Raw genomic sequence first — 17,120 nt, 5'->3', positions numbered from 1 at the left:
GACGCCGGGCCGGCAGAAACCGCCAAAGAGGGAGACAGCAAAGATGCAATTCGACCAGTCCTGGCTCGAGGGGCCGGCCTTTACCTGGCGCAAGGCCTATGCCCTGGCTTCGGCCTGCAAGCTTGCCTATGCGCAGCCCGTCGAGATCCAGCGCATGCTGCGCGACCGCTGGCGGATGGGAGGGCGGATCTTCTCCCGCGGCGACACGCAAGGCTTCGTCGCCGTCGGACCGAAGGTGATCGTCGCTTCCTTCCGCGGCACCAAGGGGCTCGGCGACTGGATCGGCAATATCCGGCTTGCGCCCCGCGCCTTTCCGCCGGCGGGCGGGCATGCGCATGTCGGATTCGTGCATGGCTGGGAACTGGTGGCCGATATCGTCAGCGAGACGATCGCGGAGGCGCCGGGGCGCACGGTCTGGTTCACCGGGCATTCGCTCGGCGCCGCCGTCGCCCTGCTCGGCGGAACCGCCGAGGCCGCCAGAACCACGGGCGGCATCGTGACGTTCGGCCAGCCGCGCCTGCTCGACGCCGATGCGGCGCACAACGTGGCCGGGATCTTTGGCGACCGCTACACACGGATCGTCAACGACACGGATATCGTGGCGCGCATCCCGCCCTTCTACCGCCACACCGGCCGCCTGCATCACTTCGATTTCGTCGGCGCGCTGCGCGGCATCAGCCCGTTCGAAAGCCTCGATGCGGACGCGGGCCCGCCGGAAGATGACGGCCCCGACCCGGTTTCGGAGACCGTGCTGGACGACCTTCGGGACCAGATCGAGAGCTTCGAGACTGCGCGCAGCGTGCTGCCGGAGGCCGAGCAGGACATCCTTCCGGAGGATGTCGGCCCGACCGTCGAAGAGGATATCGACATTGCCATCGAGGGCATTCTGCCCGGCGTGGAGGACCACCGCATCGACGCCTATGTCAACCTGATGCGCCGACAGGCCTTTCCGCCGGCGCAGCCGGATCTCGGCGAGGCGGTGTCGCATCTCGTCGAGCAGGATCTCGGCCTCGGCGCGCTGCGCGGCGCGACCCTGGAAGGCGATTTCGGCGCCCCCGCGGCGCCGGGCACCGCCGCGGGAGAGCCGGTCCGGCGCCAACCGGTGCTGCTGCGGCTGCGACGCGCCGACTGGACGCCGCCGGACGGCATGCCGGTCGGCTCGCGCATGGGTACGATCGTCACCGCCCGCGCCAGCGCGGCGGATCTCGAGGCGCTCGAGAACGATCCCAACGTAGCGGTGATCGAGGCGAGCCGGCAGGCGGGCATCCTCGATCTCTCCGATAGCCTTCCCTTCGTCCGCGCCGACAGTGTACACCGGCCGCCGACCGGGGAACGCGGTGACGCGGCGCTCGTGGGCATCGTCGATACCGGGGTCGACATCCTGCACCGGGCCTTCCTCGGGGCGGACGGCAAGACCCGGATCCTTGCCGTCTGGGACCAGTCGGGTCGGACCGGGCCGAGCCCGAGGGATGTCGACCCGGCCTTCGAGTCCGACTACGGGCGCCTCTACGTGAAATCCGAGATCGACGCCTTCATTGCCGCGCATGCTGCCGGTTCACCGACCCACCCGGTGCGCCTGCGCGACCGTGGCGAGCACGGCACGCATGTCGCCGGTATTGCCGCCGGCCGGGCGACCGGCGCGCAACCGGACGGCATGGCCCCCGAGGCGGGCATCGTCGTCGTGATGTCGAGCCTGAGCCAGGCGCCGGGCGACCCGTTCTCGATCGGCTATTCCAACGCGCATGTCGATGCGCTCGGTTTCCTGCGGACAGTCGCCGAGGGGCGGAGCTCGGTAAGCCCGCTGCCCCGGCCGATCGCGATCAACGTGAGCCAGGGCATGAATGCCGGCGCACATGACGGCACAACGACGCTTGAGGCGGCCTTCGACATGGCGACCGGCATGGGGCGCGACCCCGGCTTCGTCATCGTCAAGTCGGCCGGCAACGAGCGCGGCCAGGCGGGGCACGCGCTCAAGAAGATCTTCCAGGGCGTCGAGGAGTTGCGCTGGCTGAGCGGCACCCGCCTGCGCAGCTCGGATTACTTCGAAGCCTGGTTCGACGGGCTCGACGACGTCGCTTTCTCGGTGATCGACCCGTCGGGCAACCGTTCCGACGAGGTTTCGATCGACAACCGGAATGTCAGCGCCGTCCTCGGTGGCAATCTCTGCCGGCTCGGCATGACCGGACCGGGCGGGCATCCCGACAACGGCCACCACCGGCTGACCATCGACATTCAGGCCAGTCCGCAGCCGATCCAGCCCGGCCAGTGGACCCTCGAACTGAACGGGCGCTCGGTGGTGAGCGAACTTGGCGAGGTGCATGTCTGGGTCGAGCGCGACCGGTTCCGTGCCGTCCGCTTCGCCGTGGAGGACGAGGAGATGACGCTCTCGGTGCCCGGCACGGCGCAGAGCGTGATCTGTGTTGGCGCCTGCAATTCCGCCTTGCCGTTGCGCCTCAACCGATCCTCGTCCTGGGGTCTGACGCGCGACGGCAGGCGCAAGCCCGAGCTCTGCGCGCCGGGCCACCAGATCGTCTCCTGCTGGAGCGCGCAGTCGGATCTCGAGGCGGTGACCGCCAAGACGGGCACGTCGATGGCCGCGCCGCATGTGACGGGGGCGCTCGCCCTGGCGCTCTCGGCGCGGGAGAAATCCGGTCTGCCGCAGTGGAACGCGGTCCAGCTCCGCTCGGCGCTGGTCCGCTCCGTTCGCGGCCTGCCGCAGCGGCACCATCTCGGTGCCGGCTACGGTGTGCTCGACACCGAACGGCTCATGCAACTGCTCGCGTGAGCCACTTCCGCACCAACCGGATTTTCTGAGAGGTTTCCATGTCCGATTCTCCCGCCGCCGCCATTGCATTCGTCGAAACCCTCGATCTGCCCGATATCGGCCTCGGCCCGCTGCGTGGAACCGAGGCGGCAGCTCTTCCGCCCCCCGATTTCACCAAGACCGGGAGCGACTCCGTCGCCGTCGGGTCGCAGATCGCCGCCTTTGCCGAGGGGTTCGACGAGGGCCTGCGCGAACCGATCGCCAACGCCTTCCTGCTGGCCCAGCTCGCCGCCGACAAGCAAATCGAGAAGACCGGCGGCGACACGGAAGCCTGGTACAGGGAATATGTCCGGGTCCTTGGCGGGCTCGGGCTGACCGACGAGGACCGCGCGATCACCCTCAAGGAGGTGACCGGGACGACGCTCGAGGTCCACAAGGAGATCATTCCGGTGCTGACGGCGGTGATGGCGCCGGCGGTCGGCGCGGCGACGGCGCTCAAGGCGGTGCTCGACGGCCTCGCGGCGATGGACAAGAACAGCCCCTGGATCACGCTCTTCGATCGCACGAGCCAGCGCGCGGAGGCGAACCAGTTCCAGATCAGCTATGCCGATGTCGTCGACGGCGTCCCGGTGATCTCGCTGGCGGCCTTCGTGCTGGAGGCGCATCGCGCGGTCACCCAGGTGCTGTTCTTCCGGTTTTCCGATTCCGGGGCGCGGCTGCGCCATTTCTCGAAGCGGATGACGGTCAACCCGACGGCCTTCGGGGCGGCAGGGCCCGCGGTGGCGAGGAAGCTGGCCGAGCGGACGCAAGACTTCGTGGCCGATATCGAGATCTGACCCGCCAGGAGCGATGGCTGGCACGCCGTCCTTCCGGGCAACCGGCCGGGGCGTGGCCAGAGTCTCCGATTTTTGGCATACTGTGCCCATTGCAACGGAATGGTGACGTGCGGTGAAATCCTGGCTCCTCTACGGAGGGCTGCTCGTAGCAGTCCTCGGATTTGCACTCTGGTATCAGATGCGCCCCGTCGCGGGCGTCGACACCATGGGCGACAGCGACGCCACCCTGGCCTGGATCGGACTGGCGACCTCGGTGACCGGCCTCGCGACGTCGCTGGTGACGCTGGTCGCGACGATCCGGAAGCGATGACGGCCGCGGTCGCAGCGGTATTCCTCCTTTTCCTGCTTGCAGGCGCTGCCGTCGCGGACAAACTCGAGGAGATCTGTGACGGCCACGCGCCGGAAAACGGCCTGTGCGAGGTCCGTTTCTCGGCGCGAGAGGGGCCGCCCTGGCCCCGCTTCGCGCGGCTTTTCGGAAAGACCCCGTTCGGGCAATCGATCGCAGTGGTGATCGGCATCGGCGACTACGAGTCGGCCTATGCTGACCTGCCGGGACGCACCGAGGACGCGCAGCGGATGCGGGATTTCCTGCTCGGGGAGGCGGGGTTCGACCTCGTGGTCCTGCTGACCGACCGGGCGGCCTCGCGGGCCCGCCTCGAACGGTTGCTGACGGAAGTCCTGCCGCCGCGGATCGGTCCCGACGACCGTTTCCTGTTTCACTATTCCGGCCACGGCGAGACACGGAGCCTCGCCGGCGGGCGCAAGCGGGGCTACCTCGTGACCAGCCAGGCGCGGAGCCGGACGAACTGGAGCGCCATGGTCAGCATGGAGTCGATCCAGGCCTGGTCGCTCGACCTCGCGCGGGCACGCCACGGCCTCTGGGTCGTCGATGCCTGTTTTTCCGGGCTCGCCGGGGCCCAGACCATGAGCGCGCCGCGGCGCACCACTCTGGCTCGGTTGTCGCAACGCGCGCATCACATCCTGACCGCCGGCCTTGAGGACGAGGAGGCGCTGATCGTCAATGGAAGGAGCCTCTTCACCAACGCCTTCATCGATGCCGCACGGAACGCGGACCTCGCGGCGGGTGGCGATCCGGATGGGTTCGTGTCGCTCCAGGAAATCCAGATCCACATCGCCCGGACGCTCGACAGGGAAATCGAGCGGCTGAACTCCCGGCGCCTCGGGCGCCCCTACAAAATGTCGCCTCGGGTCGCGGCGCTGCATGACGACGACGGCGCGTTCTTCTTCGAGGTGCCGCTTCGCTCCGGGGAGGAACCCGTGGCGTCGCGGCAGGATCCGGCCCCTCCCAGCGACGTCGTGTCCGCGCTCGGCGCGGGCGCAGGCGGTGGCGCGGCCCAATCGCCGCGACCGGATCCGCCGCGCCCGGCGGACCTACCGGAGGCCTTCTCCGATTGCGCCGGATGCCCGGAGATGGTGGTGCTGCCCGCCGGCGCATTCGAGATGGGGGCCGATTTCGGTTCGGACGTGGAGAAGCCGAAACACCCGGTCGTGATCGGCAGCCCGTTTGCGATGTCCCGGACCGAGGTCACCCATGCCGAGTGGGACCTGTGCGAGAGCGATCTCGCGTGCCCGCCGAAAGCGGGCGCTGCCAACCATCCGGTCACCGGTGTTACCTGGGAGGATCTCGACAAATACCTGGCCTGGATCGGACGACGCAGCGGGGCGGCGTATCGGCTGCCGACGGAGGTCGAGTGGGAATACGCCGCGCGCGGCGGCATGCAACTTAAGTTCCCGACCGGACCGGTTGCGATTCCCGGCGCGGCGAATTTTGGCGATCTTTCCGAAGCGCCGGTCCCGGTTGCGAGCTACAAGGCCAATGCCTTCGACCTCCATGACCTCTCGGGCAATGTCTGGGAATGGACCGCGAATTGCGCGACGGCCTATCTGGACGGCCTCGGCGGTACGGTCGACGACAGCCCCACCTGCACCGGCGTCCTGCGTGGCGGCAGCTGGCGCTCTCCGCCCGAGGAGACGCGCGCATCAAACCGGTTTTTCTATCCCCGCGGCCAGAGCCGGGAGGATTTCGGCTTCCGGGTCGTCCGCCCGCTTTCCACCGGGGAGCCGGTCAAACCGAACTGAACAGAACGGATTTGCCCCATGAACAGCCTTCGATCCCTTCCGATCCTGCTGGCGGTCCTGCTCTTCACCGCAACGGCGCTCCCGGCGCAAGAGCGGTTCATCCTCCTCGTGGACGGGTCGGGGAGCATGTGGGGCGAGGTGGATGGCGAGGACAAGATCGTCATTCTCCGTCGCAGCTTGGAGCGGCTGCTGGCCGAGATCACCACCGAAGCGGAGGTCGGTCTCGTCGCCTTCGGGCACCGCGAGAAGGGCAATTGCAATGATATCGAGGAACTCGTCCCGCCTTTACCGTTCGACCCGGAGCTTCTGGGGGCCGCGATCCGCAGTATCCAGCCGAAGGGGAAGACGCCGCTGGCGGCGGCGGTCCGGAAGGCGGCAGAATCCCTGAAATACACCGAGGAGCGTGCCACGGTCGTGATCCTCGGCGACGGGCGCGAAAGCTGCGGCATGGACCCTTGCACGACGGCGGAGGAGCTCGAAGCGACCGGCGTCGACCTTACTGTCCACGCGATCGCCTTTGACCTTGCCGACGAGGAGGGGACACGGCAGCTCAAGTGCTTTGCGCAGTCTACCGGCGGACTCTTTCTCGAGGCGAGCAAGCCCGACGAACTCGTGGCGGCACTTGAACAGGTTCGCGAGGTGGTGGCACCGGAACCGGCAGAGCCGGCCGGGCTAGCGCTGGTCGCCCGTGACTCCGCGACAGGGGCCCCGGTGAAGGGCGCGCTGCAATGGACCTTCATTCACGGCGAGACTGAGGTGGTGACCGCGTTCGAAGCCGCCAGCGGCGCCACGGCGCCGAAGCTGGCGCCGGGCGAATATGATGTCGTCGTCGAGAGCGCGGCCGGAATCGGCGAGGCCCGTGCGCGCGTTGGCCCCGGACAGGCGACAGAACTCGTCGTCGAGATCGTCGCGACCGCACCTGTCGGGTTGGTCCTGTCCAGCGACACGGTGCAAGCGGGCCAGGTGCTCGACGTGGAATGGACCGCCGACAGCGCACCCGACGACTTCCTGTTCATCCTGCCGCGCGGGGCTCCGGACAACCAATATGCGCGCGACGAGTATCGACGGCACGTGGTCCGGGACGGCCCGGTCGCCCGGCTTGTCGCCCCGGCCGAGCCCGGCGACTATGAGGTGCGCTATTTCCGCCTCGCGGCGGACGGCCTGCTGTACCGCGCCGCGTTCCGTGTGACCGAAGCTGCCGTCACTATCGACAGCCCGCCGGAAGCGCTCGCCGGAGGCATGGTCCGCATCGAGTGGAGCGGCCCCGCCGCTCCCAGAGATCTGCTGTTTGTCGCGCCCGTCGACTGGAAGCTGAACACCTATCCTCTGGATGAGGATGCCCGGGTTGCCGCGACTGCGCCCGGCACGCTCGACCTGCCGGTGCCGCCGACGCCCGGAAGGCACGAGATCCGCTACTTCAGCTGGGCCAATGCCACGGTGCTGGCGCGCGTTCCACTCGATGTGACACTTCTGGCGGCTAGCCTGTCCGCGCCGGACAAAGTTCCGGCAGGATCCGTGACATCGGTCGAATTCACCGGGCCGCGCGCGGAGGGGGACAGCCTGTTCTTCATGCCCGAGGGGACCGAAGACAACCGCTATTTCGGCGGCGAGAGCAGCGACCTCGTCCGCAAGGGGTCGCCGGCGCAGATCACCGCGCCGGCCGAGCCGGGGCGGTACGAGCTTCGCTATTTCAGTCGCGAGAATGGCGGGCTTCTTGCGCGCCGGGCCATCACCATCACCGAGCCGGAGGTTGCCCTCAGCGCCCCGCGCCTGGTGCAGCGCGGCGAGCGTTTCGAACTGGGCGCGAAGGGGCCGGGCGCGCCCGGCGACATCGTCTTTCTCATGGAGAAGGAGGCCGGGGACAACCGGTATCCCGGCGCGCTCAACGACCGGTTCAGCCCTGGACCCGATGGCGGCGGCTTCCTCGACGACGAGGGTCTCTATGTCTTCGAACTCGTCGCTCCCGCGCAGCCCGGGCAATACGAGATCCGCTACATGAGCTGGCCCAATGCCGCCGTCCTCGCGCGGCGGACGCTGATCGTTCGCTGAAGCGCGCAGCCGCACGGCGCCGCGCTCAGTCCTTTCGGAACCGCGTGGCGAGATCCGCGAGGACCTGTGCCGGGTCGCGCTTTACCTCCTCCGCGAAGATGTCGAGATACGGCCGTTCGCGCTCAGGCGGACGCGGAGCCGCCGTCGCTGCGACCGGGGCGCGCCGGATGCGGGGTTCCTCGGAGATGCTGAGGCGCAACATGACAGGGCGGTGATCGGAGACGCGCGTGACGAAGCCGGAATCCCGCCGGTCCTGCGCGACGATCATGAAGTCGTCGGCATCGACGCGCGGACGGAAGCCCGGCGACAGGAAGATCGAATCGATCAGCGACCGGTGGGGTCGGTTGAGATAGGTGACGGCGCCGCCCTTTTCGTCGGCCGCGCTCATGGAGCGGAAGCCGGCATCCTGCAACGGGTCGAACTCGCCGGTCGCAAGCTCGGCATTGAAATCGCCGCCTATGATCCAGTCGTTCTCCGCGACCCCGGTCCCGGACGTTAGCTCCACCGCTCGGGCGAGGATCGCACTCGCCATGCGCCGACGCTTGGCACCCTCGCTCTTCGCCTTGAGATGCACCGGCACGAGGTTGAAATCGAAGGGCGGCGCGCCCGCTGGTTGGTGCAGCGCCGTGAACCGGAAGAGGCCGGGGTAGCGATCGAAGATCCTGCCTTCGACCGCCTCGAACCGGCGTGCTTCCGGATCGTCGCTTCTGAGCTTGAGCAGCGAATGGATCTCCTCCGGCCAGTCCAGCCGCACCCCGTCCACGGTCCGCGTGTTCCACATCACGGTGGTCGACTGCCGGCCTGAGGCCGCCCCGGGCTCAGAGGCAGCGAAGTTGAAGCTCTGGCCGAACGTGCTGTTGAGATAGTCCACAAGCGCTTCGGTCGCCTGCGGCGAGGTTTCTTCCATGGCCCAGATGTCGAGGCTCAGATCGGCCACGATGCGGGCGACGTCGTCGATCTTCTCCTCGTAGCGGCGGTTGAACCACTCGACGTTCCAGAAGGCGATGTCGACATCCTCCGAGGTGCCCCGGTAGGTGTCGACCACGGCTTCCAGGCCCTCTCCCTTGCCGCTCCGGCCGAGCGAGCCGAAGTAACCGGTGCGCGAGTCCGTTCCACCAAGATAGGACTGCACGTGCCGCGCGGCCGCCTGGTCCGGTCCGCGCGCCGCCCGGCGGTCGATGTCGATCGCGATCGCCGAGGTCTTGATTCCTTCGTTCAGCACGGTCACGTCACGGCCGATCTGGTTCAGGATGCGCGTGCGGATCTCGTCGGGAAGCGCCTCGCTCACCGCGTGGTGCAGCGCGAAGAGACGCCAGTCATCGGTCAGGACCGGCGAGCCCGAGCTGCCCTGATCGGTATCGGTCGCATAGTGGATCAGGACCTCCCGCTTGCCGAGATCGACCACCTGATTGTTCTTGATCGAACTGCGCTTGGGCTGGCCCTGCGGATGATGAACGATATTCGCATTGGCCCGGTCGCGCGCCATGAAGGAGCCGCGCCAGAACGGGATTGTCCCGAAGCTCTCGTGCGGGGCGCCATCGATCCAGACGAAGCTGTAGTCGAGCTCGCTGAAGGCGCTGGAGATGAAGAGGCGCTCGGGATTGAGCGTGAAGGTCGTCGTGGCGGCGAACCGGCCGGCGGATTCCTCGTAGAAGTCGAAGATCGCCCGCGCCGACCGCGCGACCTCGGCCGAGTTGATGACGTGATTGTTGGTCAGCAGCAGGTTTGGCGCGACGAGGAAACCGGTGCCGCGCCAGCGCCCGCTCCGGCCGTTGAAGCTGATCCCCTCGCAGGTCAGCTTGCAGACCGCACGGCCGACCTCCGCACCGTTCGCAAGGAAGCGGAAGGGCAGGGAATCGTCGTCGTCGATGGCCATCTCGGGGGTGGCCCGCCGGGCGATCCGCTCCCGGGTGCGCGCAAATCCGGAGGCGAACTTGTCGACATCCCCGAAGCCGAGCAGCGCCGGGTCGAGGTCCTCGATCCGGTCCTTGAGAAGGTTCATTTCCCGGATCTCGACATCGATCTCCGGCGCAGGGACCGTGCCCTCCGGGCCCGGAATGCCAGCAATCCGGGGCGGGCGCTGCCGGACGACATCCCTCAGGACCCCGCTGAAACGTTCGGCGACCCGGGCAAAGCCGTCCGAGGTGGCATGGATCTCGTCGGTCCAGTCCCGCAGCCTCGGAAGCGTGCCGCGGATGTCCACGACATGGACATGCTGGTCAGTCTCGGCGACGCTTTCGAGCATGTCGTAGAGCGCGTCGATCAGGATCTCGACGATCTCGCGCCGCAGCTCCGGATCGTCGATCTCCTTGGCCGCCATCGGTGCGCCGAGCCAATGGTCCCTGCCGGCATAGGGCGGATCGCGCGGATCGCGCGCGCCGGCCGGGAAGGGAAGCGCGTAATCGTAGCCGTGGAACAGGATGGGCAGGTTCGCGAAGCGGGCATCCGAGCGGATCGTGCGGACCACCGTCTCATACCCCTCGCGGAGCGCGGCAAGGACGCGGTTGAGCTCGGTCTTGTTGACAAGCTGGTGAGCGGTGCGTTTCGCATCGGAGCGCCGGTGCAGAATGCGTTCCAGCGCCGGGACGCCGTTTTCGTCGGCGCCGATGACGTCGTTGCCGGCCGCAGACAGGAGGAACGCCGCGACATCCTTGGCCTGCTCGTCCAGCGCGCTCATGTATTCGGGTGCGTCGAAGATCATGTTCCGCGCGGTGTCGCCCGCCGCGCCGCAGCTATAGGCGAGGTAACCCGCGTCGAGATGGTCGACGACGTCCTCGATCAGGAACGGGAACTGGAACCAGCTGTCGCCCTCGGTGACAATGACCGGCAGATCGACCCCGTTGCGGCGGCGCCACCAGAACCGCGCGCGGCGCCTTTGCCGGCAGATCCGGTTGCCGATCACCATCCCGCGTTCTTCGCGCCCGGTATCGACAAGCTCCGGGTCCGGAACGAAAACCGGGTCGAATGCGCCGACTCCGCTTTCGGCTTTCAGATACTCGGCAATTTCGGAGTCCGGCACGCTCGGGTCGTCGAGCATGGATTGAAATCCGGCCAGGGAAATTCTCTCGGGCATGGGAATGTCTCCTGTATCGCGCGTCTAGGAATATATCACAGAACGAACGATAATTCTGGGGTGCGAATGATATCCAAGTTTAATTCCAGGCGGCCGTTGCACGAAGACACGCACATTTTCGGAATCGTAAAAAGGACAATCCCCGTCGAATTGCAGTGAGCACGGTAATCGGTTCCGAAAATCGCGCGGCCGATTGGAAACCGGTTGCCGGTACCAATCGGCGATCTGCCGGGCCACTACATGGCGACATTGCCGCCGCTCAGGAACCGCAGCGCGCTCCGCCCGGGCATGAAGAAATATCCGCCGCCGCGGACCCTCACCACGTCCTGGAAGCCCTGAACGACGATCGGGCCGCGCGCCGTGGGGATGGTGATCTGGCCGCCCTTCTTTCCCCGTCCGATGATCGCGTCGACCTCGTCGGTGAGGCCGTGGAACTGGCGCGACATGTTCCAGGTCTGCTGGACGAATTCGAACTGCCGTTCGAGATCTGCATTGAGGCAGATGAAGAGCAGCCCGCGCGCCTCCGTGCCGTCCTCGCGCAGCTGCCGGTAACCGCGACCCGCGCGCAGGATTCGGTGCCGATTGACGATGGAGATCTGTTCCTCCGAGCCTGGAGTGAAACTGTCCCGCGGGTTGGAGCGGCGAATATGCGAGCCGAACGGGCAACGCTCGCCCTCCGGGTCCTCGACGCCGTGCAGGAAATCGTTGTCCGGCACCACCTCCCTGCTGCCGTCCCAACCGCTCGCGGGAGCGTTCGGGTGTCGCGTCAGCGAGGAGCCATCCGGCCAGCGCCCGACCGCCTTCGATTTGACCCAGATCGAGAGCCGTTCGCCGGTGAGGCCTGCCGGAACGCAGGGGTGACCTTCGAACGCGGTGGCCATCTCCCGCGCCTGCGCGTTGAAACGCTCCACCGCCTGTTCGAGCTGCCGGATGACGAGGTAGGAGCCGTTGCAGCCGAGGTCGCGCGCGGCATTGGCGGTGCTGCGGCGCGGGTCCGGCCAGTCGAGATTGGCCGGGTTGCGGTCGAGGGCGGGCAGCAGGTTCGCGGGGTCGCAGGAGGCCGCGACGTGGGGCGACGGGGGCAGGAAGCCCCGGTTGTCGGGATAGCCAAGCAGGAATTCGCCCGGCTCGACCACGTCGCGCGAGCCCTGGTTGGCGGGCCAGCGTCGGGTGCCGCGCAGGATCGGCTGCGAGACTCCATCGACAAAGCCGAAGGGTTCGGTGATCGGGCCCGAGTCCGGCATCCGCTCGGTTTCCACGATCGCCACGAACCCGCCACCGGCCGCCTCGAGCGGCGGCAACAGGTCTTCGACCAGCGCCAGCGCGGCATTGTCCTCGCCGGCGGGGGCGGCGAGCAGGTAGAGCGCCGCGTCAACGGCCGCAGCGCCATGGCCCCAATCCCAGCCCTCGGGCTTGTCGTCGCCGGTGTCCATCAGCACCGAGCGTGCCCGGCGCGCCTCGTCCATTCCCTGCCGGAAGGCGGCGGGAAATGTGGCCATTTCGGCCTCGCCGAGGCCAAGCCGCTCCAGCCCCCGCGCCGTGAAGGCCAGGAGCAGCGCCGAGTCTCCAGGTTTCTCGTCGCCGAAGGAGACGCGCGGGGCGATCTTCCGGAGCCAGCTCCGTGCCGCCTCCGCGTCCTCCGGCAGGCGGATGAGGCAGCAGGCGCCGTCTGCCAGCGACCGCATGCCGCCAAAGGCGATCTTCTGGATCTCCGGCGCCTGCAAAGAATTCGCCCGCCGCTGGCGCGAGCCGAAGAGCTCGAACCATTCGCGCGCCTGGTCCTCGGTCGCGGCCGTCAGCAGGCCGTGCCGCATCGCTGCGTTCAGGCGGACCGTTCCGGTCGTCTTGTTGGGATAGGCTCGGTACCAGAACCACGAGGGGCGCTGCTGCCGACGGGCCCAGCGTTTGAACCGGTCGCCGTCGCGCGCACCCTCGAAGAAGAGGTTGGAGGTGCGCGGGAAGCCGAGCGTGTTGCTCCAGACGCCGGTAAGGCCGTTCGCGGCCTTGGTGATGAAATCCTCCAGATAGCTCTCCCAGCTGCCGCCGAAATTGGAGAAGAAGAGGAGCTTGTCGGTGCCCGGCAGCAAGACCCAGCGGGCGGAGTGGATAGTGCCGATCTCGCCGAGATAGCCGGGCCGGAAGCGTGTTGCGGCGAGTTGGCCCACGAACCAGAAGGCGATCTTGAGCGTCAAGCGGCGCAGCAGCCCCGGCTTCATGATCGAGATTCCCGCAAGGTGGTTGATGTCGCCGTCATCCTCGATGCTCATGACATCGTTCAGGACCCTGTAGTCGGGCGTCGTGTCGTCCGGAGCGTCGGTGGTCTCCCGCCTGCGCAGACCGGTATAGAAGAGCAGAAGCAGCGCGATCAGCAGCACGACCCAGGCGATGAGTGCGAGCCCTGCGACGGTGATCCCGGTCCATACGCCGCTTGTCATGCCGGCCCAGACCCCGAGCCCGAGGATGCTGAGCGCGGCGAGGATGAGGACAGGCCAGGTGAAGATGACGATGCCGCGGACCACGAGGCCTGGCAGATAGCCGCGCCCCTCTGGAACCTCGCGCGGGGCGAGGAAGCCGACATCCTCGGGCTGCATCAGCCCTTCGGCCTCGGGCAGGTCCGCGGCCAGCGCCCGGATCGCCTTCAGCCGGCTCAGCGGCGAGCCGTCAGACTTGTCCGCGACGACCAGATCGCGCAGGCGGTTGGCGAAGGCCTCCTCGCGAAAGATCCGGTCGACCGTCATGCCCGGCACGCCACGGTGATTCAGCCCCGGCGTGTCGAAGAGGCCGATTCCGGTCTCGATCGCATGCTCCCCGAGGAACCGGCGCAGCCCGCCCGTCGATGCGTAGATGCCGGCGGCGGCGAAGATTGCCCGGAGGCTCTCCTCCAGATCATTGGCGATCACGTCGAGCGCGTGGCCCCTGTCGCCGTCATGGGACGATTCGAGGACAAGGTGCGCCTTCTCCGTGCCAGTGGCAGGCACCGTCGTGATCGACAGGAAATGCACGCCCTTGCCGCGCAGCGCATTGCGCACCTTGCCGCCGCGATAGGTCTCGCGCCCTTCGGCGGCCAGCACGGCGTCGGTCTCGGCCACGCGGCCGGCGTCGAATGGGAAGGCGAGGGTCAGGTAGGTGAAGCTCATGGCGTTTCTCCCAGTCGCACGACGAGTTCGTCGGGGAAGGGCCCCCGAGCAGCGGTGCTCACGACCTTGTCCGCGCCGGCCCGCAGCAGATGCGCCACGAGGGCAGGAATCTGCACGTCGTTGATGTCGCGGCCGGCGCAGACATGCAGGCCGTGGCCGTAATGCAGGTAGCGGCTCGCTTCGCGCTGCGGCAGGAGCCTGCCGGGACGGGGGAAGACGCTCGCATCCTGCATCGCAGCCAGCGTCGTCGCGATGACCGTCGTGCCGGGGGCGATGTCGCGGCCGGCCAGGCGTGTTGCGTGCCGTGTCCTGCGCAGGACGATTGGGTTGTGCGGGCGCTGCCGGAGCGCCTCCTTGCACCAGCGCGTCATGGCGGCCGGGTCGTCCAGGTCGCGACGCACCGCCCGGAGAACCTTCGGGCGTTCGAGAATCACGCGGGCGGCGTTGGCGACCGAGGTCGCCGTCGTGTCGATCGCCCCCACGATCAGCCCCGCCGCCATCCAGACCACCGCCTGCGGCTCCAGCGGCAACTCGCGCTGCGCCCGGATGAGACCGCCGAGAACGTCCGATCCGGCATCCTCACCGCGCCGGGCGATCTCGGCGGCGAACCAGTCGGCGAGTTCTTCGCCGGCGGCCCGCCCGCGCGCCTGGACCTCCGGGTCGTCGCCGAGGTTCAGGAAGGTTTCGTGAAAGACCGCACGGATGACCCGCACAAGATCCGCCTCGGTCGGCCCGGAAATGCCGAAGATCTCGGCGGCGGTTCGGGCCGCGACGAGGCGGGCGTAGCCGTTGATGACATCGATCCGTCCATGGCGTTCGCGCGCAGCCTCCAGCAGCGCAGAGGCCTCCCGGTCGAGGATATCGCGTGCCGCGCCGGGGCCGGCCTGACGCAGCGAGGCGTAGACGGCCTCGCGCTGCGGAAAGAGGTCGGGGTCGCCGCGGTCCATCGAGAGGATGAAGGGGCCGCTCACGCCCTCGATCCGGGGCGCGTTCACTGGGGCGATGATGAAATCGCTATCGCGTTCCAGCATCTCGGTGACGCTCTGCCAGTTCACCGCCAGCACGGTTCCGCGGAGCGAGATCGTGCTGCGGCGGGCCGCGAGCCAGCGCGCGGCCCAGAGGGCAGGGCGCGATTCCGTCAGGCGGTTGGCGAGGCTGCCACGGCTGCGCAGTCGCGTCATGGGTGGCTGCGGCTCGGGTCGGGCCAGCCGGTATGTCTCGAGCGCCAGGATTCCGGCTCGGCGGTCGCGGAAACGTATGACGATCTCGCGATAGTCTTCCGGCAGTTCCTCCACGGAGGGAAGCGGGGCCGGGAAATCGGTCGGCAGGAGCATTGGGCCGGCGAGCGCGGCGAAGATCACGTCGAGATCGGACGGCGTGGCACCGCCGAGAAACCCGGTCTCGCCGCTTTCCGCCTCGACCGCGTCGAAGACCGCGCCGATGCTCCCAAGCGCGGCGTCGAGATCGAAATCCTTGAGGCCGATGCCCTTTCGCATGGCCTTCTGCCAGGTTCCGAAGCCGGTCCGCACGAGGAATTTCTGCCAGTCGGGCGCGCGGTCGAGCGCGTAGCGCGTGACCGTCTCGCGGTGGTCCAGCATGAAGTGGTAATAGACCTGCACTGCGGGCCAGAAGAGCTTGTCATAGAACAGTGCGATCCAGTTTTCGGCGCGCTCCCGTTCGGCATCTGTCTCGCCCAGCACCTTCTCGCCGGGCCGGCATTTTGCATCGAGGCCGTGCAGGAATCCCTTCAGGCCGACCCATGGGCCCTCGGGTGTCCGGACAAGCGGCAGTTCGATGCCGACACCGTGGCGGCGCGAGACGAAGGCGTGGAAAATCGGCGCATGTGCCTGTTCCTCGTAGGGAATCCGCCTTCGCTCGAGAAGCCATCGGGCCATTTCCAAGGGTGGGCCAAGCCGGGTGGAAACGAGCGTGATACGCGGCAGCTCGAGGATGCGTTCGTCCATGAAAGGCTCCGGCGGAAAAACTCAGGCTATGCCGGAAGTGTACATCATGCCGGGAACCGCTCAATCGGCGATATTACGTAGCGTCCGTTTGGGGGCGAAGCGGCCGGGAGCAGGGCGCGTCAGGCGAGCCACGCGAGGGTGATAAGGGACAGGGCCGAGGTCCAGATGATGACAGGCGCGATCTGGTCGGTTCGCACGCCGTGCAGCATCGCCAGGGAGAAGGCCATCGCCCCGGAGGGGCCGGCCGCGCAAAGGACGAGCATCGCGTTCCAGTCTGCCGGCCGCTCGCCGAGATGCAGCACCGCCCAGACGAGAGCGGGGAAGGCCAGCAGTTTCAGCGCGGAGATCGCTGAAACGGTCGGCGTGGGCGTGAGCGTCTGCCCGGACAGGATGACCCCGAGCGCGAAGAGCGTGAGCGGCGCGGCGGCGGAACCGGCGAAGTCCATCGCGGTCAGGACGGGCGTCGGGGTGGTCAACCCCAGGGCGTTCCCGAGACTGCCGAGGACAATGGCGATCAGCACCGGGTTCGTTACGATTCGCAGCGCGGATTTCCCGGGCGCGGACCCCCGATTAACCAGAAGGTCCGTCGTCACGATGAAGAAGGAAAAGCTTACGGCCGTGTCCCAGGCCACGACGCCGGTCACCGGCAGCACTGCCGCATCGCCGTAGATCAGAGCGGAGATCGGCCAGATATAGAGCAGCGAGTTGACGAAGATCGTCGCCATCGCCAGCAGCCAGGCCTCGATCACGTCGCGTCTCAGGAGGACATGGCCGACAAGGAAGGCCACCGCGAAGAGAATGACCTGGGAGCCGGCGTAGAGGCCGATCGCGTCTAGGCGAAAGAGTGTCCAGTCCAGCCCGTTCATCAGCGGAAAGATGAGCGCCGGTTGCAGCACGAGGAAGGCGACGCGGTTGATCGCGGCGGCCTCGGCGCGAGACACCTTCCCGGTGCGGCCGAGGAGGAACCCCAGAGCCAGCATCGAAAAAACCGGAAGGATATCTTGTGTCAGAACGTGGAGCATGCGGCGCGCCGTGAAATCGCCCCGGTGAAATCACTTTGGCCGGTCCGGCACAAGGGCTCAGGTCTGAGAAATCGAGCCGCGCGCTCGGAGTGGCGCGCGGAGCATGGTCCGGGAGCGACCCGAGAAGTTTCTTTCGCATAGCAGAGGCGGTTGCACCGGTCCGACACGTTCGGTC

General features: G+C 67.7%; 9 protein-coding genes. 5 read left to right on the top strand and 4 right to left on the bottom strand.

Annotated elements, in window-relative coordinates; translation table 11 throughout:
* Positions 1 to 43 precede the first annotated feature (43 nt).
* The 5 genes from EU800_RS28140 (at position 44) to EU800_RS28120 (ending at position 7,749) form a co-directional block, all read left to right on the top strand.
* Positions 44 to 2,785 carry a S8 family serine peptidase gene (locus EU800_RS28140; RefSeq protein ID WP_129633155.1) on the top strand — a complete coding sequence of 914 codons (2,742 nt, stop codon included), beginning with the start codon at positions 44 to 46 and terminating at the stop codon, positions 2,783 to 2,785.
* A gap of 38 nt (positions 2,786 to 2,823) precedes the next feature.
* Complete coding sequence (locus EU800_RS28135) at positions 2,824 to 3,600, top strand: hypothetical protein (protein WP_129633153.1); 777 nt, start codon at positions 2,824 to 2,826, stop codon at positions 3,598 to 3,600.
* Positions 3,601 to 3,712: 112 nt separating this feature from the next.
* Positions 3,713 to 3,910 (top strand): hypothetical protein, encoded by a 198-nt coding sequence (locus EU800_RS28130; protein WP_165354662.1) that lies wholly within the window; start codon positions 3,713 to 3,715, stop codon positions 3,908 to 3,910.
* Positions 3,907 to 5,700, top strand: a complete 1,794-nt coding sequence (locus EU800_RS28125; protein WP_165354661.1) for an SUMF1/EgtB/PvdO family nonheme iron enzyme — start codon at positions 3,907 to 3,909, stop codon at positions 5,698 to 5,700. Before EU800_RS28130 ends, EU800_RS28125 begins: the two co-directional genes overlap by 4 nt.
* Before the next feature lie 18 nt (positions 5,701 to 5,718).
* A complete protein-coding gene (locus EU800_RS28120; RefSeq protein WP_129633149.1) occupies positions 5,719 to 7,749 on the top strand; it encodes a VWA domain-containing protein in 2,031 nt (676 codons plus the stop codon).
* Positions 7,750 to 7,774: 25 nt separating this feature from the next.
* Here the strand turns inward: EU800_RS28120 and EU800_RS28115 are convergent, their stop codons facing one another.
* The 4 genes from EU800_RS28115 to EU800_RS28100 all read right to left on the bottom strand — a co-directional run bounded on the left by EU800_RS28115 (position 7,775) and on the right by EU800_RS28100 (position 16,945).
* Positions 7,775 to 10,822, bottom strand: a complete 3,048-nt coding sequence (locus EU800_RS28115; RefSeq protein WP_129633147.1) for a trypsin-like peptidase domain-containing protein — start codon at positions 10,820 to 10,822, stop codon at positions 7,775 to 7,777.
* 236 nt (positions 10,823 to 11,058) lie between these two features.
* Entirely contained in the window at positions 11,059 to 13,959 is a 2,901-nt protein-coding gene (locus tag EU800_RS28110) for a hypothetical protein (RefSeq protein WP_129633145.1), read from the bottom strand.
* On the bottom strand, positions 13,956 to 15,923 hold the full coding sequence (locus tag EU800_RS28105; protein WP_129633143.1) for a cytochrome P450: 1,968 nt from the start codon (positions 15,921 to 15,923) through the stop codon (positions 13,956 to 13,958). Before EU800_RS28105 ends, EU800_RS28110 begins: the two co-directional genes overlap by 4 nt.
* A 119-nt stretch (positions 15,924 to 16,042) precedes the next feature.
* Positions 16,043 to 16,945, bottom strand: a complete 903-nt coding sequence (locus tag EU800_RS28100; RefSeq protein ID WP_129633141.1) for an AEC family transporter — start codon at positions 16,943 to 16,945, stop codon at positions 16,043 to 16,045.
* Positions 16,946 to 17,120 lie beyond the last annotated feature (175 nt).

Origin of the sequence: Tropicimonas sp. IMCC6043, assembly GCF_004146235.1 — a bacterium.
Taxonomy (GTDB): domain Bacteria; phylum Pseudomonadota; class Alphaproteobacteria; order Rhodobacterales; family Rhodobacteraceae; genus Tropicimonas.
The sequence above is the reverse complement of the archived record's forward strand: the minus strand, read 5'-3'. Positions and strand labels throughout refer to the sequence as shown.